Genomic DNA, 22,705 nt, shown 5'->3' with positions numbered 1-22,705 from the left:
CCTGCGGTGCTGCAATATTAAAGACTTCCGAAGGAGATTTACCACCTTGAGTTATTTAGTTGACTCTCTCTCAACTAATTTTGTATCAATAATATAATTGGTTATATATTCTTTCTCATCTTCCAATTTATTTATTAATAGCTTAACTGCAAAATAACCTAATTCTTCAGAATTAATATCAACTGAAGAAAGTGAAGGCTCTCTGTATGCAGTTAATGGTGTGTTATTAAACCCAACTATTGAAATATGGGTTTTGGACATTTCGCTTATTGCTTTTGATGCACCAAAGGCAATTAAATCGTCAGTGGTGACAACAGCTGTAGGGCTGGATTTTTCTAAAATTCTTTTCATAGCATCATAACCACTACTTTCTGTAAACTCTGCTACTTGTACCATATTTTCATCTATTTTCATCCCAATGTTTTCCATGGATTTCTTGTAACCTTCTAACCTATTTATAGTTACATTAAGTGTAGCTGGTCCTCCTATAAATGCAATTTTTCTCTCACCCTTTTGTATAAGATAATTAACAACATTATACATGGCGTGAAAGTTATCATTATCAACCCATAAAAGTCCTTCTGTATCTTCTGGTTTTCCTATTACTACGAAAGGATAATCTACCTTTTTTAAATAAGTGATGCATTTGTCATCCTTTTTTACAAATGGCAAAATAATTCCGTCAACTCTTCCACTATTTATTAAACTTGTTATATACTCTACTTCTTGATCTTCATTGCTACTGTAAGCATACATAATATAATATCCCTTTTTTTGAGCATAATGGCTTATTCCCCTCATAATTTGAATGAAAAATGGATTAGAAAATAAATCTTCATCAGTGCTAGGTAAAATAAGCCCTATAGTTTTGGTTGTTTTACTAACTAAGCTCCTAGCTATTGCATTAGGGTGATAATTGATTTCTTTCATTACTTTATAAACTTTTTTCTTTGTTGCATCACTAATTGTAGAATTATCCGCAATAACTCTTGAAACTGTTGAGGGTGATACATTTGCTAGCTTTGCTACTTCCCTTATAGTTATCGACATGAAAACTTCACTTCCTACTTTCTAAAAATATTTATACGAGTTATATTATAAAACTTGATTTCTGAAATGTCGTTAAAGTTTTAGACATCATCTAAAATAACTAATTAGTATGTTATTCTAGATGATGTCTAATTATAAAAACTAACCTTTAGTAGCACCAGATGATAGTCCTTCTACAATATGCTTTTGTAAATATACAAACAGCAATGTAATTGGAATAGCAACTAGAATTGCACCTGCAGCGAACATGGTAAATTGGGTGTTTTGTTGTTTTTGAACCCATTCAAATAATCCCATAGCAAGTGTTTTCTTCTCACTGCTTTTTAATATTATTTGAGGAAATATAAAATCAAACCAAGGTCCCATAAAGTTTGTAAGTGCAACTAATGTAATTATAGGCCTTGCCAAAGGTAATATTACCTTTACGAAAATAGTCATATTTGAAGCCCCATCTATTTTTGCAGCTTCATCTAAGCTTCTTGGAATACCATCGAAAAAGCCTTTACATAACCATGTATTATATGGTATTTGTCCACCTGCATACACAAGAATTAAACCCCAATGACTATTTAATAATCCTAACTTACTTATTAGAATAAATACAGCAGTCATAGCTAAGAAACCGGGGAACATTTGTAAAATCATCATTGTCATAAGCCCTTGTTTTCTACCCTTAAATTTAAATCTAGAAAATGCATAAGCAGAAAGTGTTGTTAGTATAACTGACAAAACCATATTAATTATAGCAATTTTAAATGTATTCATATACCATTTCGGAAAATCTGTTTGTGTAAACAACTCTTTATAGTGGATTAATGTTGGATTTTTAGGAATTATAGATGAACTAAATAAGCTTGTACCACTATTGAATGAGGATAAAACAATCCAAATTACCGGTGTCAATATTACTATACATAATAGCACCAATATAGCATATATAATTATTTTTTGAATTACATCGGATAAATTTACCTTTTTATTTTTTACTATTTTTTTATTCATTACATCATGTCCTCCTCTTTGAAGGCTTTGGTTTTACTAAAGCTATATGCTGAAATACTTGCAACAAAAATAAATAATATAATGGTAATTACAGATGCCATATGGTATTGATTCTGATCCTTTGTCATCTTATAGATCCATGAAATTAAGATATCAGTATCTCCTGCATATTGTAAACTTCCATTAACTGGATTACCGTCTGTTAACAAATAAATCATTCCAAAGTTATTAAAATTATAAGCAAAACTCATTGTTAATAGTGGCATTGTTTGAAAAAGCACTAGTGGCAAAGTTATTTTATAAAATTGTTGCCACTTGGTTGCACCATCAATTTCAGAAGCTTCATATAAAGACTTGTCTATATTAGTAAGTATTCCTGACATAAGTGCCATAAAATAAGGTGATCCTAACCAAACCGTTATTATTAAAATCATTATTTTCGCAATAGTGGGATCTGTAAAAAAAGGTATTTTTCCCATTCCAAAGGAAGCTAGCATATTATTTACTGGACCTGGTCCACTAAATGCTAATCTCATTATAAGTAAGGATATAAATGCTGGTATAGCATAAGGCAAAAGAAAAATTGTTCTAAAAAACTTTTTGAATCTTATTCCCTTAGCATTAGTTATTAGTGCTAAGAATAAACCAACAAAAAAGTTACAAGTAGTGCTTACTACAGCAAATATAAGTGTCCAAACTCCTACTTTTAGAAAAGTATTATTCCACATTTTTAAATTTACTAATTGTTTAAAGTTATCAAGTCCAACCCAGTCAACTAAGTTCCTTGGTGGCAAATGATTAGGACTTGAATAGTTAGTAAAGGCAACTACTACGGTGAACATAATAGGAAGCATAATAAAAAATACAGTAAACAAGAATCCAGGTGTTATCATGATATGAGGAAAATATTTTTCCCACACATAACTTAAGAATTCTTTTGTATTTAGTGGTTTATTACCTTTTTCTATACTTTCGCCTCCTCGTTTTGCATCATAGATATTAAGTATGTATACTGAAATTACAAGAAATAAAATTATAACAGCTATAAGACCTTCAATCATTAAGAAAATAGAATGATCTCCTGTTGCTTTCCCATTCACAAATTCCACACCAGAATCTCCTAGTGAAATTAGTCCCTTTATTGATGTTGAAAAATATCTTATATTAAATAATGCTACTATTTCTATAATTGCAAGAATAATTCCTTTGAATATTTCTTTGTTATATATTTGTCCTAGACCCATAAAGAGCACAGAGAAAAGAGTTGCTTTTTTTGATTTTTTCATTTCATACCTCCTAAATCAGATAGAATTTTATTTTAAATTAGTCATTTGCTATATAGCAAATGACTAACTTCTATTTACAACTAATTATTTTTGAGCAGCTATTGCGTCTCTTATAGTTTTAGCTGCAGTTTTAAGTGCTTTTTCGGGAGCAACTCCATCGTTCCACATTGATGAAAATGCTGCTCCGTATGGAGTCCAAACAAGTCCTATTTGAGGATTTGATGGCATTGGTACAGAATATTTTATTTGCTCTAAAAATGGTGCAACCATTGGATCATCTTTAATTTTAGCGTTTCCCATTAGTTTTGTTACTGGTGGTATTTGTTTAGTCAATTCATATCTTTTTAATAACATTTCATCAGATGTTGCTAAACTAGCGAACATTTGAGCTGCTATTGGATATTTTGAATAAGAACTAACAAATAATGTTCTTATTCCTGATAAACTTGATTGTTGCTTTCCATTAGTTAATTTAGGTAATGGTGCTACCCCAAAATTAACACCAGCCTTTTCTCTACCTGATACTGCCCATGGTCCATCTATCATAGCTCCTATTTTTCCTTCATCAAATAAACCTTCCACAATTGCATTAGTTGAATCTGCTGCATTGATTGGTAAAACTTTTTTCAAATCCATTAAAGATTTTGCTCCGTCAATTGCTCCAGCTGAATCAATACCTACGTCTGTTTTATCAGTTCCATTTTTAAAAATATAACCGCCGCTTCCTGCTATAAAACTATGAGAGAAGTAAGCATTTCCGATATCCCACATAAATGCATATTTGTTTGTTTTTGCATCATTAAATGTTTTGGCTTTTGCAATTATCTCTTCATAAGTTTTTGGTGCTGTTTTGAATACATCTTTATTGTAAAATAATCCGTAAGTATCTACTGCTGTTGGATATCCGTAAACTTTACCCTCATATGATACTGCATCTAAGGCTGATTTTAAATAGTCCTTCTTAACTCTTTCTGCAAATAGGTTATTTTCTAAAACTAAACCTGATGATACAAGTTCTCCAGTGTGATCATGTGGTGCATCAAATACATCCGCCCCTACTCCAGCTGGTCCATCTGTAGCCATTTTGGCTTTAGTATCAATAGCTCCAACTTCTTCATATGTAACTTTTACTCCGTATTTCTTTTCAAACTCAGTACCAATAAGCTTCATATAATCTGTTTCAACGCCTTTAGCCGTCCAAACTACTAGTTTAGCTCCTGATTCAGGTTTCACTTCAGTTGCAACTCCTTCTTTAGCTGCTGTTGCTTCTACTGCTACTTTTTTAGTACCACATGCTGCTAACGATACAGTGCATGATAAAGCTAATAATAGACTTAATACTTTCCTTTTCATATTTAATCCCCCCAAAATAGTATTTTTATAACATCTCTGCAAGCGTTTGCATATTTTTATTGTAAACCGAATTTTCAGAACTGTCAAATAATCTTTTTACCAAATTTTGTTTAATTAACTATAGTAAAATACTATGTAATATTATTATGAAATCAATTTCAAAATCACTTTGAGCTCTTATAATCTCTAGTTTAGATTCTCTCAATAACAATACTGCTTTACTTTATTACAACAATATTCTAAGGAAATTTTGTACAAACGTATACGCAAATGCACAATTTTATATTACAATTCAATAAATACAAATAAATTAACATAGTGTATATACATATTTTATTAAGTATATACAATCATCAATAAATGCTTATGATATAATTGCACCCATAAATATACTAGGGCATACAGGAAATATCCATGACAACTTCCACTATTTACTTTTTTCATATGCCTAGAATAAACATAAAAGTGAGGTAGATTAAAATGAATAAGCATGCAATATATCATATTACTGAAACACCCTATGCCTATGGCAGAGATTTAAACACTCTAGTGCTGCGTTTAAGAACAGCAAAAGATGATGTTAAAAAGTGCAATTTATATTATAAAGATAGATATAACTGGGATGATCCATATGATGTTAAAGAAATGAAAATTACAGCTCAAGCTGACTTATTTGATTATTTTGAAACAGAAGTATCCGTTGAGAGAAACAGATATAGATATTACTTTGAGCTAATTGATTGGGATAATAATATAATATGTTTTGATGAAAGAGGCTTTAGAGATAAGACAACAGATCTAAAAGAAATCACAGCTTTTCAATTTGCCTATTTGGCAGAGGGCGATTTGTATGAAGAAGCTCCTTGGTTACAAGAATCAGTTGTATATCAAATTTTTCCGGATCGTTTTTATAATGGAGATAAAAGTAACGACCAAGAGAATACTTCCAAATGGGGCAGTGTAGTAAACACTGAATCTATGTTTGGTGGAACTATTAAGGGAGTGATTGATAAGTTAGACTATCTAGAGGAATTAGGCGTTAATTTAGTTTACTTAACTCCAATATTTAAATCCACTTCAAACCACAAATATAATACAGCAGATTATTATGGCATAGACCCTCAGTTTGGGACCTTAGACACAGCAAAAGAGTTAATAAAAAATTGTCATGAAAAAGGAATGAAAATTATTTTTGATGCTGTATTCAATCATTCAGGAAGTGACTTCTTTGCCTTTGAGGATTTACTAGACAAACAAGAAGCTTCAAAGTATAAGGACTGGTATTTTATCGACAGTTACCCAGTTAGTACTGATACTGTGAACTACTATACTTTTGCTGATGACGTAAGCACAATGCCGAAATTAAATACTCATAATAGTGAAGTAAGAGAGTATTTATTAAAGGTGGGAGAATATTGGGTAAAAGAAATAGGAATTGATGGTTGGAGACTGGATGTTTGCGATGAAGTTGACCATGATTTTTGGAGAGCTTTTAGTAAAGTAGTTAAAGCAGCTAATAAAGATGCGGTTATTGTTGGTGAAATAATGCATGAAGCAAACTCCTTCTTAAAAGGAGATCAACTGGACAGTATAATGAACTATCCTTTTAAATCTGCTTTAGTTGATTTTTTCGCTAATAGAAGCATAGCTGCAGAAGAATTTGACAATATATTATCTTCTAATAGAACTCTTTATATGAGTAGCATCACAAGGCAACTCTGGAATCTAATGGGTAGTCATGATACTAAGAGATTTTTAACTGAATGTGAGGATAATGTAGACAGAATGAAGCTTGCAATCGCCTTCCAATTTTGCTACCAAGGAGTTCCATATATTTATTATGGAGATGAAATAGGTCTTAATGGTGGTGAGGATCCTCAGTGCAGAAAATGTATGATTTGGGATGTAGAAAAACAAAATATAGAATTATTTAACCACTACAAGACTATGATATCTCTTCGGAAAAATAATAGTGCTTTAATTTATGGTGGCTACAAAAAACTCTATTGCGAGGACAATGTATTAGTTTTTGAAAGAAGTTATGAAGGTGAATCTCTACTAATTGCTATTAACAATAGTGATGAAGAGTATAATGTTAATCTATCTTTAGATAACACCGCTATAGATATTTTCACATCACAGGAAACAAAATTAAACAATGGATTAATATTAGACCCTATGGAATTCAAAATATTAAAGTTATAGGAAATAAGAAAGCGGGGCAGTCGTTGATAAAAGGCGTGCCCCTTTTTTAATATATACTTTTCGTTATAGCATAATATAAGAAAAAAGATCCTAATATATTGGTTCATGATGATTCATAGAAAAACCATCAACCATTACATCTAACCTCTCCGAAGTATCCTCTTTTATCTCTACAGGTTTTAGTTTTTTCACAATTCCAAGAGGCTCCTTTAATGAAAGTTTATCGGTGCGTCCTGATATAACCCACAAAATTTTATACCCTTTTGGCATTACATCCAGTTTTTCTTCACCCTTTCCATCTGTAAAATATATTAGTATATTGGTATCCGTATTATTTACATACTTAACTACCGGTGTAAATTTTGTACCACCGCGCGAACTACAACGCTTTCTTATACTATTAATAGACTTAGCCTTGTATACTTGCCTTATTTGCGAATCACATTCAATCAAGGTTATTTCATGCTTATAAGTTTTTACAATATTAAAAACTTCCTTTATTGCTCCATGAAACTCCTCATCACTTATGCTACCGCTTATATCTATAGCCAAGGTAATTTTAGCTGTATGTCCTCTTAGTTCTCCCCTTAAATCTAATCTATTAGGTTGACGTCTGTTCCTTCTTGACACAGTCTTTTTTTTATCACTTTCTAAGGTTCCCATTATTTTTTTCAGATATAAATTCCAAGGAATTTCACCTTTACTCGCTTTTAATCCTTTGAGAATTCCCTCTAAATAAAGAGGAACCTTGCCCTTTTCTGCAAGTTTCGCAAATTTTCGCGTAAAATCTTTAAGGGTCTCCTCATCTGTCTCTATAGATTCTTCCCATAAATCATGAGTTTTAGATGCATTAAATTCTTTTTCTATGTGCTTATCCTTAGAGTCATCTTTTTCTCTCTCATCTTCTTGTTCTAATAGATTTAAGGCTTCTTGAATTGTATGTGCATAATACTCCATAGTCATATAATGTTGCATCTTTAAACTATACTTAAAATTTATACTGTCTATTGTCGTGGCATAGGGCGGCAAATAATCTATATACTGGTTCACTACTATATCCATTGCCATATTAATAGAAAGGGTACTATATTTTGTTTTAAGACTCCTTGCACGATTCAAATGGGAGGATAATATGTGATAAATCTCGTGTTTAATAGAGCCCATCATCTGCCTCGGTGTAAGATTTAAAAAGATATAGGGATTAAAATAAATAACGTACCTAGATAATTTAAAGTTTACAGCCGTGGGCGAGGTTATGTCATATTTTATCTCCCTAGACATTTGAAGCAGAAAATACCCATAAAAGTTTTCGTTATCTTCTATGAGCATAAAATTAACCTTTTGCACAAGCTTCAAAAAGTTTTCCACAAAATCCTTTGGCATTTCTTCAATGCTTTTCACATTAGAAATTTCATCATAAAGCTCATTTTTAAGACTTTCAAAGTTTTTCACCATAATTTCACCTAGCCTTTTATTTCATTGTAGGCCTTAAAATACATTTCAACGAAATCCTCATTTTCCAAACATAATTTATAAACACTATTATGACTTTCTTTAATATCCTGCATAATTCCTACCCCTAGGTCCACAGGGTAAATCTCTAGGAATTCTACAAGTCTTTGTATATCACTATTTAAATTTTCTTTCTTATCTAAGATACATAAGATATTATTTGCAATCAAATATAATCTAGTATGACTTTCCTCTTTCACCTTTGCAATTACATCTTGTTGTAATTGCATGCCATTAAATACCTCCTCATAAGAAATTAGAGGTTTATTATCTTCCTGTGAAAATGCCATAAACTCATGAGCTATTCTATTGCCTAAATTCCCTTTTAATATATTTAAAAATATTCTTTTATGGATTGTCTCTTTATTTTCCTTGTAAATCCTATAGCTTTTAGAAACCCGTTCATAACTTCTGGGGGTTGCTCTTACTTGCTCATCCTTTTGGTTATTAAGTAAATATTCTGGGAAAGTAGATATAAATTCTATAACCTTTTGCTCTATTTTATTCTCAATAGCCCATGAAATCCAAGCTAATGAATCACATTCCATTTGTAGCAAAACAAATCTATTTTCTTGCGCTGCATCCATATCAACTACTTGATAATCAAAATCTTCCCCGTATTTACTAGAAGGATTCATTGCAGCTAATATTTTAACTTTTTCATTTAGCTTGTACCCATTTATCTCCCTATTTAGTATAAGATTCATAAGCTCCTGCTGCACCGTATGTTCACAACGATTTATTTCATCAATAAATAAAAATACCTCTTTACCGCTAGATATCAAATTATCTATTTCTTGTAGCTTTGTGTGAACCGCGTAAACAGTATTTTTCTTACTAACAGTCTTTCCTCTATCATCTTTAAATCTATAATCCTCAACTGTTGGAAGACCACCTATTTCTCCTTCTTTCAAAAGGTTTCCATCTATAATAACTAGGCTCCAGCCTTTAATTTTTGAAAGTGTCTTCGCTAAGGCAGTTTTTCCTATACCACTCTCACCTATAACTAAAGGTACTTCATCCGTTTGTATAACAAGATCTACACTTTGCATTGTATCTTTAAAATTCATCATTCACCCTTCTTACATCATATTCAGTTTTTCATCAACTGCTATTTTTTTGCAGACTTTACTACCATATTTATAAATAAAAATTATTTTATCCATAGATATATTTCCATATTTTTCATTTATACTATCGCAGTTTATAAAATCTCTCACGTATTTTTCTGATATAGTTTCTTTAGATAATACATCTTTGAAAGCCAGCTCCGTAGCATCCATTGGTAGGTCATTAATGAAATATTTCATTACCAAGGCATTGTGCTTTAAAAATGACATTTTTTTATTTTCATCTATGTTTGAAATGAACTTTATTGCAGCTTCATTTTCGCAAACAGCCAAAATTTCTGCATTTAAGGTTGCATTTTTTATATACCTTAACGCATTATAATTTATTTTTATAGCCAAAATTTGTATTTCTTCATTTGGGTTGTCTATATATTTTATAGAGTCATAATCTTTTTCTATAGCTAGTTTTTGCAATAAATTGCTTGGTTCTTTTGCATATTTTATTGCATAGCCTTTTTGATCAATGCCTATTTTTATCAATTCTTCGCAGGGATTTTCAATAAATTCCAAAGTATTCCATAGCTTTGACACAACATATTTTTTCATATCATAACTTGGATTTTCTACAAACTCAATTGACCGTGGATTACTTCTTATTGCTAGCTCCTTCATTTCTTTTGTAGGGTTTCTTATATAACGTAGCATTACCCCATCTTTCTTTATAGCCATTATCTTCATTTGATCACTAGGATTTTCAATATTTCTTATAACAATTGGATTACTCTCTATCATCGCAATGACTTTATTTTCTATCATAAAATTGCACCTCGATACTTATTAATTTAAATTAATTATAACATGAAAAATGAATTTATTATTTCTTGGAAATAAAAAAAAGAGATATTTCTATCTCTTTCATAAACGATCTAAAATTTTATATTTTATATTCCAAAATACCGTTGCCCCAATTTTTACACCTATCTTTTCGATAGGTGGGTGTCCTCAGAGATGTTTAATAGTCCTTGCCACTTAAAATATTGGTCTTATAGGCCAAATCCACACCTAGATCTCGAACTCCCGTATTAATACTGTAGGTTGAAAATAAGAGCTTCACGAATACCTCAGAAATACAAACTTATAAAATCAATGAATACGTTTAAGTATTTCTTATTAAATTTATTATATCAGATTATAAATAAAATTCAATAGTAATTTATAATTTCTTTAAAAATTTTTTTTATGCAATAATGCCTTGTTTTTTTAAATACACTTTTGAGTTTTTATCTGCTTCTGCAGAAGTATATTCTCTTTGCATTTTTTTCATGGTCTTTAATATAACAGCATCTGCTGTACTCATACCGTCTATGGATAAAACTGCCAAATTTTTAATTGTGTCTTCTGCGGTTTCTGCAACAATCCCATTTCTTGCAGGTATAATAGAATTATTTATAGCCAAAATTGCTGATTGTACAGCGACTGATGCAGAAGTTGAAAGCTTTAATGCACAGCCTTCCTTTGCCCCATCACATATCATCCCACTGGTGTTTGCAATGGTATTTTTTATAACCCCATCTATTTGGTCATAACCAGCACCCATTAACCATGCTATAGCAACGCCAGCCCCGGTTCCAGCTGCAACACCACAAGCACACAGTGCTGATAATCTCCCTATATAATGTTTTATATAGCTGTTCGTAATATGACTTATTGCCACTGCCTTAGCCAATCTATCATCACTTACATTAAATTTATTTTTATATGCAACCAATGGCAAAATTGCCGTAAGCCCATTGTTTCCGCTTCCACTACTACTCATAACAGATAAATTCATCCCTGACATTCTCGCATCACTAGCTGCTGCTGTGAGCATCATTGAAGAGGTCATTAAGTCTTCTGACAGAATCCCTTTCTCTATGCTTTTCTTAAGACTAAACCCAACTCCCATGCCCATTTTCTTTTTAAGTCCTACCTTGGCTATATTTTCATTCATCACTATTCCTTCTAACATAAAAGCGATATCCTCATGAGGAATTTTCTCAATTTCTTTTATAATGTCTCTTATTCTCAAATTATATAAAATATTCTTTCCCTTATTGCTACTCTCATCCTCATTTGTTAGATCTATTAGAACTTCGCCTAATCTTTCAATATAAATAAATCTATTATGTTTTCCGCTTATAATTACACTACAATTACCTTTATCTGTTACAAGATTTACTTCTACATAGACTTTATCTCCAGTATCTTTAATGTCTAGTCTTAATTTCCCACTATATAAAAACTCTTTTGCAAGTTGAACTTGCATTTTGTTAATTCCTTCAAGTACCCTTAAATCCTTTTTACTTTCTCCACCAATAAAACCCAGTGAAGCTGCAATCGAAAGCCCAACCTCCTGCGTATTTGGTATACCAACTGACAATCCATTTTTATATATGTTAGGACTAACAAAAACTTCTGCACTTACTATATTATTAAAAGTTATTAGTTCTTTAGCCTTTGCACATGCAAGAGCAACAGCTACTGGCTCAGTACATCCCATGGCAGGGACAACTTCTTCCTTAAGTGTTTGAACTATAAGATTTCTTAATTTCATGAAAACACTCCCTCAACGAATTATTCTAAGACATACCTATAAAATTAAATACATTAAAAACTTATGTAGCTTTTATTAACATTTTTTTAAATATGCCTTATACATATAATAGCAATACTCATGCCAACAAAATTATACTGAGAATAAACGTTTCAGTGGTGTTTTTTCTCAAAATGATAAAAAAATCAGTATCAAAATGAGAATTAATTCTCATTTTGATACTGATTAATGATTTACAGCTTTGAAAAAGATGATTTATAGCTTCGAAGAAGATGATTTGATCCCATATTCTTTTATTTTTCTATATAAAGTTGCTCTACTTAATTCTAAAGCCTCAGCAGCCTTTGTAATTGACTGTTTACTATGTCCAAAATACTCTAGAGCTTTTTCAATTTCTTTTTTTTCTAATTCCTTAATAGGTATAATCTCTACATTCTTATTCGACTTTAAAGTGCTCTCGCAACCTTTCAACCTCTTCGGCAGATCCATACATTTTATAACACTACCACTGCACATATTTACAGCATATTCTATGGTATTTTCAAGTTCACGTACATTGCCAGGCCACTTATAATTCATAAAAATTTCTAAAGAATCATCATCTATTTTATTTATATGCTTTTCTAGCTTAGAATTACATTTGTCTAAAAGATAATCCACAAGAACTATTATATCATCTTTTCTATCTCTTAAAGGAGGTATATTAAGTGGAATTACATTTAATCTATAAAATAAATCTTGCCTGAACTCTCCTTCTAATACTTTTTTTTCTAAATCTTTATTGGTAGCCGCAATTATTCTTACATCTATAGGAATGGATTCTTTTCCACCAATTTTTTCGATAACGTATTCCTGTACTACCCTTAAAAGTTTAGTTTGAAGATGAATAGCCATGTCTCCAATTTCATCCAAAAATATTGTTCCCTTATTTGCTAATTCAAATTTCCCTGCCTTGCCACCCCTTCGCGCTCCTGTAAAAGCCCCATCTTCATACCCAAAAAACTCACTTTCTAGCAGTTGTTCTGGAATAGCCGCGCAATTTATTGTAATAAACGGCCCTTTCGCTCTATTACTATAAAAATGAACAGCCCGTGCAAATAGCTCTTTTCCAGTTCCACTTTCTCCCTGAATAAGTACTGTAGAAGTAGATTTCGCTGCTTTTTCCGCCTCTAATTTAACTTGTTCTAAGCAGTAACTACTACCTATAATGCTGTCAAAAGACGTAACCATAGTCCCTGTGGTAATATTATTTACTGTTTTTAATAAATCGGATATATTACTAAAAGAGCATACTATACCAAAGTTTTTATCACCGATACTAATAGGCTTCGCATCAAGTACTCCTCTGAAATGATGACTACTACCATTATAAGTAAAGTCTTTATTCTTTAAATTCTTATGTTTTTCGATAAGTTTATTGAAATCTAAGTCACCAATAAGATTTTTTATATTTGTATTTAAAATTTGGTTTCCATGAAGTCTAAATAGCTCTAATGCTTTGGTGTTATAATGAAGAATATTTCCTGCGTGGTCCGCTGCTATAATTCCTTTATCTACAGCGTCAAGAACTATCTCAAGTTCCCCTGCCAAAAGCTTTATTTTCTCTGTATTTTCCTGTTCTAATAGCTTTGAGGATATTAAATCCGCCATTCTATTTAAAAAGTTCATTAGGTTTACTTGATTATTTATAATAGCATCCCTTTGTTCTTCCTTAAACGCAATAAGCCCAATAACTCCAATAGTATCATTACCAACATGAATTGGGCAACAAACCTCGGCAAACTCCTTGCAACTGTAAGTATTATCACACTTTAAGCATGCAAAATGTTTTCTAGGATTTTCAATAACGAAGCTTTCTCCCTGCGTCAGCGCAAACCCAAAAACAGATTTTTCATTTACTTTTTCTCCGATACAATTTCTATACCTTCCTGTCCCTGCTATTCTATTATAATTATTATCTACAACCGTCACATCTACTCCTATGACACTTGATATCGCCTCAGAAATCTTCTGAACATTTGAAACTATTTTTATCAAATCCATACTTATCATCCTTTTAATTTTTTACATAAATCTGAATTTATTATACCATAGTTAAATAATCTCCTGGGTCGCTGAAATGTCGTTAAACATCTGAATATATATCAGAAAATTCTATATTTATTCTTTCTGTACTAGTTTTATACTGAAATTCATCATCTACATAATGCTTTGTTAATGTTTTTGTTGGAAGTTTAATTATAGCCTCACTTCCTATGTTAATCTCACTTTTTATTTCAATGCTTCCTTCATGCATTTTTACAAAAGATCTTACAAGGGACAATCCTATACCTGCCCCTTCACAAGGACGTTTTAATGTTTTATCTATTTGTGCAAATCTCTCAAATACAAATTTTAACTTGTCCTCTGGTATACCTATACCTGTATCCTTTACAGAAATGAGAATACTATCTTCCTTATCAGTCAATGCCACTAAAATTTTACCACCACAATCAGTATATTTAATGGAGTTAGATAGTACATTAAGCATAATCTTCTCTATTTTATCCGGATCAAAGGTCATTATCTTTTCTTCTACATCTGTATCAAAAGTAAGTTGAATTTGCTTACTTTCCACGTAGGACGCAGCAGATAAAGCTATATTTTCAATCACGCTTACGATGTTAACCTCTACCATGTTTGGTTTAAGTAACCCTGAATCTACTTTCGTAATGTCTAAAAAATTATTAATTAACCTCATAAGCCTGAAACAATTTTGTTTCATTACAACTAGATATTCATCTTTTTTCTCCCAAAATTCTTCTGTATTGTTATATATACTCAATACCTGAATAGCCGAATATATAACATTTAAGGGAGTCTTTAATTCATGAGAGATATTTGTAAATACCTCTGTAATCAATTTATTCAATTTAATAGTTTCATTTAATAATTGAAGATTTTTTTCTATGTCCAATTGCAGTTTTTCAACCTGCTTTTCAGGAGTAATATCACGTATTATACTTAATATCACGGGTTGTCCTGCATATGTAAAATAAGTAGAGGTATTTTGCACATTAGCAACTTTACCATCCTGCTTAAATATTTTTCCTTCAAAATTTACAAGTGTGCTTTGCTTATTGTATATTTCATCAAACTTCTCTTTAATATTTTCACTCTCATCTATATCCATAAAGTCTAAGATAAGTCTCCCAATTAATTCATCTTGGGTATTTAAGCCCACTAATTTTATAGCACTTTCATTCACAAAAATCACTTTATCATTTCTATGAACAAATATAGCTTCTCTTGAATTTTCAATAAGTAAGCTATGGCAATCTTCATTTTTCAATAATATTTTTTCTATATATATACGTTGATTATCCGTGTCCTTTAATTCATCATTAAGTGCTTGAAGTTGTAAATTTTTTCTGTATGAATTTTCTTTTTCAATTTCTACGTAATGACCTAATGGCCATGCAGTTAAAATAAATACTGCTGCCATAATTAAATCATTTTGAAAATATAAATTAACACTAGTATACGGTGCATAAATCAAATCTATAACTAGTATTATCCCTGATGAAATAACAGCCGTAGTAACACCATTTTTCATACCTAATTCTAATGTGGAAGTAACAATTATAAATAGGAACAATAATTTATATTGACTAGTACAATTATTCGATAAAATAATTGTAATTGAAAAAATCATAATAAAAACTAAGTTCTCAATAATTTGTATTAACTTTACATATTTACATTTAAATCTTCTTATAGAAAAAAATGACCATAACCAATAAATACATATACTGCTTACTGATAGTAGTGCGGTTGGAATTATATTAATATACCCACTTGAGTTTTGAAGAATCTCATTATTTGATATAAGAAGTTCATTGTATATTACAATTCCACAAAATAATAAGGAAATTAATTTAACAATAGATATAATATCATTTATTTCTTTTTTTCTGCCTCCGTCAATATTACTCATGTTTTTCACATCCAATTAAAGCATTTATATTTAACAGCAATATAAGGATCATCACTGATCCTTATAACCTTTTTAAGTTCTTATTTTCCCCTAAAGCATTTTGATTCTTCAGCTTTTACATTTTAATACATATATCGCCTAAATTCACTTTATTTCTAATATTATTATATCTTTCTCCAATCATTTTAGCATCAATTTTCATGTTTTAAATTATGTCAATTTTCTACATAGAATGCAAAATACCACAAACCTCCTCTAATCTAAACATAAATTTCAATAAAATACATATAAATATTAATCTAAAATATGGATATACTATCATTGAAAGGAGATGGTATTCATGAATGAAGGTCTAATAGTACTAGCGAGAGGAATCATCGGATTTTTTACCTTATTAATATTTACTCGTGTTCTTGGAAAGCAGCAGATTAGTCAACTAACTTTTTTTGATTATGTTGTAGGCATAACTATAGGCTCCACTGCCTCCACTCTAACTACAGATTTAACTAGTAGGGCATGGCCTCATTGGGTAGGCTTACTTACTTGGACTGTGTTATGTCTTGTTTTGCAATTAATAACTGTTAACTCAAAGACTGCTGAAAAATACCTAGATGGTGAACCTACCATTATTATTATAAACGGAAAAGTACTTGAGAAATCCATGAAAAAATTTCGTTACACCATAGGTGACCTTTTATCACAGTTAAGAGATAAAGGTGTTTTTGACTTAAGCGACGTAGCTTATGCAATACTCGAAAAAGATGGACAATTGTCTATCTTAAAAAAAACTCAATGTGATACTGTTACAGCAAATGATTTAAAAGTTAAAACTACCCCTGCTAGTATTGATTTTGAAATAATTTACGATGGATCTATTTTGCAAGATAACTTAGATAAAATTAATAGAAATGAAAAATGGCTAATGACTAAACTAAAAAAGAAAGGTATTAATGATGCTTCCGAAGTATTTTTAGCTATCTATAACGCAACAACCGGTTTACATATAGATCTTTATAAAGATGATATAGAAGAAAATAATAAATAGTAGATAAAGGGGCTTAAACTATGAAAAAATTTATATCATATGCTATACCAATAGTTACTTTAACAATTTTCGTACTAATAATGTTAGGAGGTAATTATTTAAAAAAGCCTCGCACTCCTTCAGAAGACGTAGTTTCTTTTGTTGAGCTATCTATAGAACATGCAAAATCTGAAAAGTGGGATATGCTTGAGCAAGATATCGTCAGTATTGATACTGCCTGGAAAAAAATCATACCTCGCATTCAATTTAGCGTTGAACGAGATGAACTATATAATATAAGTTTAAACATCGCCAGTCTTCGCGGTTCAATAGCCAGTGAGGATAAAGCTAGTACCTTGATTGAATTAAATCAAATTATTGAAAATTGGGATGAACTAACAAAATAATACCTAGTGACCTAGGTATTATTTTCAGGTTGTTTACAAACCCAGTATAATTTTTTTATTATACTGGGCTTTTTACATGCAATTATGCGATAGCATTTTGAGTTATGGATAAATGTAAAATAACAACTATCTTCTTAGTTAGAAAATCAAAAAACAGTAAAGATAGCAGGCTAGCTATCTTTTTCATATTCTGCACTGCTGCTGTAAGCAGACACTGCTCTTGCACATTTTCTAATCCACGCATATGGCAATAGCGAAGCCCATGCAGTTGTTTTGAATCTGCGAAGCTTCGCTCTATAGTTTCTTTTCTTCTTCTATATATATTTCTGCCTTTATCTGTTCTGGTGAACTTTACAACATCTTCTTTATACGTTTCCCAAACATGTCTTCTAATAGTTTTAAACTTGCTTTTTGCAGAAAAGCATTGAGCTCTATTTGGACATATCTCGCAATATTTTGCATTACCAACATATTCTTTATATCCTTCTCTTGTTGTCGTTTTATAATGTAAAGCCCTTAAGTCAGGGCATACGTAAATGTCCTGCTCTTTAACATATTGGAATTTATTTTTTGTGTACATTCCTTTTGTATGTGGAGACCTACGGTATCCCATTACAGATTTTAATTCCCTCTCATATAGTTCTTTACATATAAGATTTGTAGCATAACCAGCATCTGCACCAACATATTTTGTATTAAAATTAAACTTTTTTATTTGCACATCTAATCTATCGATATAAGGATCAACATCATTTATGTTTCCAGGAGTAACATACACATCAGTAATTATATTATGTCTGCTATCGACAGTTCTGTGATCTAAATATGAGAAGCCTTCCGGCTTGCCATCTCTCATCATATATCCACTGTCGGGGTCGGTTGTGCTAACTTTAGTTTCTTTTATTTTGGTAACAGGTTCTTTTTCCTTTAAAGGTTTTTTACCATGGTTTATTCTATCTTCTTCCACTGCTTTATTAAGTTCAGCTACATATTCTTTCGGCGTTTTTTCAACTTCAATTTTCACAAGCTTTCGCTTATTAGCATTTGCTTTTAGGTGTGTAGAGTCTGTGTAAAGTATTTTACCGGTTACCATCTTAAGATTTATAGCCTTAAATACTACTTCGTCAAATATTTTTTGAAACACATCTGTACCTTTAAACCGTCTACGTCTATTTTGGCTAATTGTTGAATGATCTGGAATAGGATCAGTAAGACTTAGTCCTAGAAACCATCTATAAGCCACATTTACTTCAATGTCCTTTACAAGTTGTCGTTCAGATTTTATTCCAAATAAGTACCCAATAAACAGCATTTTAAAAAGTATAATAGGATCTACGCCAGGTCTTCCATTATCTAAGCAGTAATATTTTTTAGTCAGTTCTCTTATAAAAGAGAAATCCATGTATTTATCTATATTTCTCAGAATATGGTCTTTAGGAACTAAATCTTCTAAATACACCATTTCTAGTTTTTGTTGTGTAAAATTCTTTTCATTAATCATAATAATGCCCTCCGAATTATAAAGTTTGTATACTATATATATTCGACATTGATGTCCTAAAATCCTTTTTGAATATAAAAAAAAACACTCCAATTTTAAATTAGAGTGTTTTACATTTTATGTTTGTCAACGGTCTGAAAATAATACCTAGTGACCTAGGTATTATTTTTGTTAGTTTATTATTTTTTTCTTTTTAAAATTTAGAATGAACTTTTCAAAACCACATGAAGTTCGTGTAATGCTCTAGTTGCCATTACATACCTAAGTTTATCCTCTTGCTTATATTCCCCCTGCAAACCTTCTGTTTTAAGTCCACAAGGCTCATCTAATATCATGATAACTGCATCAAACTCAAGTCCCTTAGCAAAATATGATGGAATCACAACAATTCCGCTATGATACACTGCGTTTTCTTTATTTATAATCTTAACATTAGCATCCTTGTTAATTAAATCAAAGATTTTTTCTGTTTCACTTATATCTTTACAGATAATCGCAATATTTTCATAAGTCTTACTTTTGAACTCAGAAATTTTTTGGTTCATAAAACTTTTAAGTTCATCCTTATCAGAAATTAATTTCTCTTTTACCACTTCACCATTACGTACTACGGGAACAATAGGATCTGCATGCAAATATTTATTAGCATACTCCATAATTTCCACTGTAGATCTATAGCTGGTACTTAGTCTAAACTCCTGAGTATTACACCCTGGAAGTATATTCTTTATATCATGCATAGGTAGCTTCCCGTCATATGGAATCAGTCTCTGATTGCTATCTCCAACTATCGTTAAAGAAGAACACTTTGTTAATTCCTTTATTACCATGAATTGAAGTTCATTATAATCCTGAGCTTCATCTATTACTACATGCTTTATTTCCTCAGAAATCTTGATCCCTTCTAGCTTAATTTTAAAATATAAGATACCACCTAAATCATTTTCTGTTAATGCTTTATATCCATTTATTTTGTTGTATAAATCAACACAGTTTCCATTTTCAATCCAAGTAAGGTTTCTTTTTACTGCTAATATCTCTTTAATTACTTCTCTAATTTTGAGTCTTCTATTAAAATCTAAATCATTTATTTTAAAATCCTTTTCTTCCTCAGGTAACTCTACCACACTTTTTTCATATTCTTTTTGTATAAATCTAACTTTTTCATCTCTAGCGTCTCTAATCTTAGAATAAATAATTCTTTTAATTTTCTTACTTCTTCTGAATAAAGGCATAGTTTTATAGTGATTATAAAACATTTCCATTATTTCTTTTTTAGATAATACTATCTCATTCATATATAATAAATCTTCTATTTTAAAGTATTCGTTATCTAATTTTTCTACTGAGGCGTCAAGAAAGTTTTTATACTCTGTAGAATTTTTATACATAATATCTCTAGCAAATTCTTTTTCTCCACTAAGTACTTTTTCCATGTACTCTTTTAGACTCATTACTTCCATAGGACCTAAAATGTCAAAGGCAAAGTCTCTAAATGTTGTTTGCTTAACTCCCGATTCTCCAAGGCTTGGTAGCACTAAAGATATATATTCCATAAATACATTATTTGGCCCTAATATTAGAACCTTGTCTTGGAGTATTTTTCTATAATTATAAAGCAAATATGCTACCCTATGAAGAGCAATAGTAGTTTTTCCACTACCAGCAACGCCATCCACTACAATAGTTTTGGTTCTTGGTTGCCTTATTAAATCATCCTGTTCCTTTTGTATTGTCATTATTATATCTTTCAGCTTTTCTGACGCATTGCTACTAAGCACCATTTGAAGTATCTCATCTTTTACATCTAGCGCTGAGTCGAACATGCCTTTAAGCTTTTCTTTTTTAATAATAAATTGCCTCTTAGCTAAAATGTTTACTAGTATCTTTTCCTTAGGAGCATCATAAAAAGCTTCCCCTAAAGCCCCGGTGTAAAATAAAGATGCAACGGGAGCTCTCCAGTCTACTACTAAAGGTTCATAAGTATTTTCTGGAGTAACTCCAAACCTTCCTACATACATTTTATTAATACCATAGTCTTCTTCAGAAAAATCAACTCTTCCAAAATAAGGAGAGCTCTTAAGCTCAGTTAACTCCATTACTCTTCTATCAATAGTTTTAAATGCTTCTTCCTTTACATATACCTCATGATCAAAATATTCTATTACCATATCTTCATCATCTCTATAATCTTCAATTACTTTTTTCCTATATTCTAAAATATATTTTGTGATTTCCATTCTCTTTTGAATATATTTTAGAATTTCTTCACTAATGATTTTAATAATGCCATTTAATTTTTCTTCTTCTATATTAAATTCTAATTGTTTCTTTAATTCAACTTCTATTAAACTAGCATCCATATCATATTTATTATTATTCAAAACTACCACCCCCTTTAACGATTATATTTTTTCGTACAATTCGCATTCGTATATTTAAAAAATTTCATTCCATCCAATTATATCTATAATCCCAAGACCTGGAGAATCATTAATAGTTATCGTATTCCCTGTAATACATGCACCACCAACTATTGAATCATGTTCAAATAGCAACATAGTATCTAGATCAGCTTTAATCATATTGGATTTTGACGCTGCAAAACTCGTTGCTGCTGTAATGCCTATTCTACTTTCTAGCATGCATCCCATCATACATCTTATACCCATATTTTCTGCCATATTATACATCTTTATTGCATTATTTATACCACCGCATTTCATAAGCTTTATGCTTATGAGGTCTGCCGCTCTTTTTTCAATGATCTTAAAGGCATCTGATGGACCAAAAACTGCTTCATCTGCAAGAATTTTTGTTTCCACATTATCTGTTACATATTTTAGTCCATCTATATCCCAAGCATTAACTGGTTGCTCAACAAACTCAATATCTAACCCCATATCTTCGAACTTTCTAATAGTACTTACAGCTTCCTTTGGCCTCCACCCTTGGTTAGCATCTACTCTTATTTTTATTCCACGCCTTACCGCTTTTCTTACTGCTTTTACTCTCTCTATATCACGAGCCATATCATTTCCAATTTTCACTTTTAAATATGTATAACCATTTATTACAGCTTCTAATGATTTTGTCACCATTTTTTCCACTGTATCATTTGCTATTGTAATATCTGTAGTTAATGAAGTTTTATATCCACCCAAAAATTTGTAAAGTGGCACTCCATATTTTTTGCAAAGTAAATCATATATAGCAACATCAATAGCTGCCTTAGCACTATTATTTCCGTGCATAGAACTATGAATTACTTTCATAATTTCTTCAATATTATCAATATCTAAACCTATAATTTCAGGTTTAATATACTCTATTGCTCCAATAATTGAACTCTGGGTTTCCCCAGTTATTAAAGGTGTTGGGGCTGCACTACCATATCCTATTTCTCCTGTATCTGTAACCATTTTTATAACTATTTCATCAGAAAAATTAAGAAGTCTCTTCCCTACTTTATATGGTTGTCTCAAAGGAGTATTAATTTTACCTATCCTAATATCTTGTATTTTCATAATTATCCCCCACTAAACGTTTAATATTTTAATAGTATTTAACTTACTTAACCTATTTATACAATAAGAAGTAAATTCTTAACAGTACAATATTTCATTATACCTCTATATCTACTTTAATTCTATTACTTTTATAAAATTCTTTACTAATTATTTTTATACAATTTAACCCTTAAAGTTATTCTATTTTTATTTACTT

The 22,705-nt window shown here is 30.8% G+C and carries 16 protein-coding genes and 1 other RNA gene; 3 read left to right on the top strand and 14 right to left on the bottom strand.

The window, feature by feature from the left end; genetic code table 11:
• Positions 1–51 precede the first annotated feature (51 nt).
• The 4 genes from ACWJKE_RS16030 to ACWJKE_RS16015 form a co-directional block, all read right to left on the bottom strand.
• Entirely contained in the window at positions 52–1,050 is a 999-nt protein-coding gene (locus ACWJKE_RS16030) for a LacI family DNA-binding transcriptional regulator (RefSeq protein WP_462959002.1), read from the bottom strand.
• Positions 1,051–1,191: 141 nt separating this feature from the next.
• Positions 1,192–2,052 (bottom strand): sugar ABC transporter permease, encoded by an 861-nt coding sequence (locus ACWJKE_RS16025; protein ID WP_462955156.1) that lies wholly within the window; start codon positions 2,050–2,052, stop codon positions 1,192–1,194.
• Complete coding sequence (locus ACWJKE_RS16020) at positions 2,052–3,338, bottom strand: carbohydrate ABC transporter permease (protein ID WP_462959001.1); 1,287 nt, start codon at positions 3,336–3,338, stop codon at positions 2,052–2,054. Before ACWJKE_RS16020 ends, ACWJKE_RS16025 begins: the two co-directional genes overlap by 1 nt.
• Before the next feature lie 84 nt (positions 3,339–3,422).
• Positions 3,423–4,691: a sugar ABC transporter substrate-binding protein gene (locus tag ACWJKE_RS16015; protein ID WP_220286140.1), complete on the bottom strand. Its 1,269-nt coding sequence runs from the start codon at positions 4,689–4,691 to the stop codon at positions 3,423–3,425.
• 480 nt (positions 4,692–5,171) lie between these two features.
• On the opposite strand from ACWJKE_RS16015, the gene ACWJKE_RS16010 reads away from it, so the two are divergent.
• Positions 5,172–6,896 carry an alpha-glycosidase gene (locus ACWJKE_RS16010; protein WP_462959000.1) on the top strand — a complete coding sequence of 575 codons (1,725 nt, stop codon included), beginning with the start codon at positions 5,172–5,174 and terminating at the stop codon, positions 6,894–6,896.
• A gap of 90 nt (positions 6,897–6,986) precedes the next feature.
• On the opposite strand, the gene ACWJKE_RS16005 is transcribed toward ACWJKE_RS16010, so the two are convergent.
• From ACWJKE_RS16005 to ACWJKE_RS15975, 7 genes are all read right to left on the bottom strand, one after another.
• Positions 6,987–8,351: a vWA domain-containing protein gene (locus ACWJKE_RS16005; RefSeq protein ID WP_462958999.1), complete on the bottom strand. Its 1,365-nt coding sequence runs from the start codon at positions 8,349–8,351 to the stop codon at positions 6,987–6,989.
• Positions 8,352–8,359: 8 nt separating this feature from the next.
• Positions 8,360–9,478: an ATP-binding protein gene (locus ACWJKE_RS16000; protein ID WP_220320099.1), complete on the bottom strand. Its 1,119-nt coding sequence runs from the start codon at positions 9,476–9,478 to the stop codon at positions 8,360–8,362.
• A 12-nt stretch (positions 9,479–9,490) separates the two neighbouring features.
• On the bottom strand, positions 9,491–10,294 hold the full coding sequence (locus ACWJKE_RS15995) for a hypothetical protein (protein ID WP_220320100.1): 804 nt from the start codon (positions 10,292–10,294) through the stop codon (positions 9,491–9,493).
• A gap of 125 nt (positions 10,295–10,419) precedes the next feature.
• Positions 10,420–10,609: non-coding RNA, 6S RNA (ssrS, locus tag ACWJKE_RS15990), on the bottom strand.
• A 106-nt stretch (positions 10,610–10,715) separates the two neighbouring features.
• The gene (locus tag ACWJKE_RS15985; protein WP_220320101.1) at positions 10,716–12,071 is read right to left on the bottom strand and encodes an L-cysteine desulfidase family protein; all 1,356 of its coding nucleotides are present in this window, start codon (positions 12,069–12,071) and stop codon (positions 10,716–10,718) included.
• A 255-nt stretch (positions 12,072–12,326) separates the two neighbouring features.
• Complete coding sequence (locus ACWJKE_RS15980; protein WP_462958998.1) at positions 12,327–14,114, bottom strand: sigma-54-dependent Fis family transcriptional regulator; 1,788 nt, start codon at positions 14,112–14,114, stop codon at positions 12,327–12,329.
• 82 nt (positions 14,115–14,196) lie between these two features.
• Complete coding sequence (locus ACWJKE_RS15975; protein ID WP_216303918.1) at positions 14,197–16,047, bottom strand: sensor histidine kinase; 1,851 nt, start codon at positions 16,045–16,047, stop codon at positions 14,197–14,199.
• A gap of 340 nt (positions 16,048–16,387) precedes the next feature.
• On the opposite strand from ACWJKE_RS15975, the gene ACWJKE_RS15970 reads away from it, so the two are divergent.
• On the top strand, positions 16,388–17,092 hold the full coding sequence (locus ACWJKE_RS15970; protein ID WP_220320104.1) for a DUF421 domain-containing protein: 705 nt from the start codon (positions 16,388–16,390) through the stop codon (positions 17,090–17,092).
• Between the two features lie 20 nt (positions 17,093–17,112).
• A complete protein-coding gene (locus ACWJKE_RS15965; RefSeq protein WP_462958997.1) occupies positions 17,113–17,478 on the top strand; it encodes a DUF4363 family protein in 366 nt (121 codons plus the stop codon).
• An 82-nt stretch (positions 17,479–17,560) separates the two neighbouring features.
• Here the strand turns inward: ACWJKE_RS15965 and ACWJKE_RS15960 are convergent, their stop codons facing one another.
• The 3 genes from ACWJKE_RS15960 to ACWJKE_RS15950 form a co-directional block, all read right to left on the bottom strand.
• Entirely contained in the window at positions 17,561–18,979 is a 1,419-nt protein-coding gene (locus ACWJKE_RS15960; RefSeq protein WP_268064016.1) for an IS1182 family transposase, read from the bottom strand.
• Between the two features lie 200 nt (positions 18,980–19,179).
• A complete protein-coding gene (locus ACWJKE_RS15955) occupies positions 19,180–21,342 on the bottom strand; it encodes a HelD family protein (RefSeq protein ID WP_216302672.1) in 2,163 nt (720 codons plus the stop codon).
• A 75-nt stretch (positions 21,343–21,417) separates the two neighbouring features.
• Positions 21,418–22,506 (bottom strand): dipeptide epimerase, encoded by a 1,089-nt coding sequence (locus ACWJKE_RS15950; protein WP_462958996.1) that lies wholly within the window; start codon positions 22,504–22,506, stop codon positions 21,418–21,420.
• Between the last annotated feature and the right edge of the window lie 199 nt (positions 22,507–22,705).

Source organism: Clostridium sp. CM036 (assembly GCF_055081135.1).
Note: the sequence above shows the minus strand (reverse complement) of the source record. Positions and strands in the feature narration are given on the sequence as shown.

What these genes read in the sequence shown, in the direction of transcription:
- ACWJKE_RS16015 (WP_220286140.1), bottom strand. Translation starts at nt 4,691, where the DNA reads ATGAAAAGGAAAGTATTAAGTCTATTATTAGCTTTATCATGCACTGTA.
- ACWJKE_RS16025 (WP_462955156.1), bottom strand. Translation starts at nt 2,052, where the DNA reads ATGAATAAAAAAATAGTAAAAAATAAAAAGGTAAATTTATCCGATGTA.
- ACWJKE_RS15955 (WP_216302672.1), bottom strand. Translation starts at nt 21,342, where the DNA reads ATGGATGCTAGTTTAATAGAAGTTGAATTAAAGAAACAATTAGAATTT.
- ACWJKE_RS16020 (WP_462959001.1), bottom strand. Translation starts at nt 3,338, where the DNA reads ATGAAAAAATCAAAAAAAGCAACTCTTTTCTCTGTGCTCTTTATGGGT.
- ACWJKE_RS15965 (WP_462958997.1), top strand. Translation starts at nt 17,113, where the DNA reads ATGAAAAAATTTATATCATATGCTATACCAATAGTTACTTTAACAATT.
- ACWJKE_RS16010 (WP_462959000.1), top strand. Translation starts at nt 5,172, where the DNA reads ATGAATAAGCATGCAATATATCATATTACTGAAACACCCTATGCCTAT.
- ACWJKE_RS15975 (WP_216303918.1), bottom strand. Translation starts at nt 16,047, where the DNA reads ATGAGTAATATTGACGGAGGCAGAAAAAAAGAAATAAATGATATTATA.
- ACWJKE_RS15980 (WP_462958998.1), bottom strand. Translation starts at nt 14,114, where the DNA reads ATGGATTTGATAAAAATAGTTTCAAATGTTCAGAAGATTTCTGAGGCG.
- ACWJKE_RS16030 (WP_462959002.1), bottom strand. Translation starts at nt 1,050, where the DNA reads ATGTCGATAACTATAAGGGAAGTAGCAAAGCTAGCAAATGTATCACCC.
- ACWJKE_RS15995 (WP_220320100.1), bottom strand. Translation starts at nt 10,294, where the DNA reads ATGATAGAAAATAAAGTCATTGCGATGATAGAGAGTAATCCAATTGTT.
- ACWJKE_RS15985 (WP_220320101.1), bottom strand. Translation starts at nt 12,071, where the DNA reads ATGAAATTAAGAAATCTTATAGTTCAAACACTTAAGGAAGAAGTTGTC.
- ACWJKE_RS16005 (WP_462958999.1), bottom strand. Translation starts at nt 8,351, where the DNA reads ATGGTGAAAAACTTTGAAAGTCTTAAAAATGAGCTTTATGATGAAATT.
- ACWJKE_RS15960 (WP_268064016.1), bottom strand. Translation starts at nt 18,979, where the DNA reads ATGATTAATGAAAAGAATTTTACACAACAAAAACTAGAAATGGTGTAT.
- ACWJKE_RS15950 (WP_462958996.1), bottom strand. Translation starts at nt 22,506, where the DNA reads ATGAAAATACAAGATATTAGGATAGGTAAAATTAATACTCCTTTGAGA.
- ACWJKE_RS16000 (WP_220320099.1), bottom strand. Translation starts at nt 9,478, where the DNA reads ATGAATTTTAAAGATACAATGCAAAGTGTAGATCTTGTTATACAAACG.
- ACWJKE_RS15970 (WP_220320104.1), top strand. Translation starts at nt 16,388, where the DNA reads ATGAATGAAGGTCTAATAGTACTAGCGAGAGGAATCATCGGATTTTTT.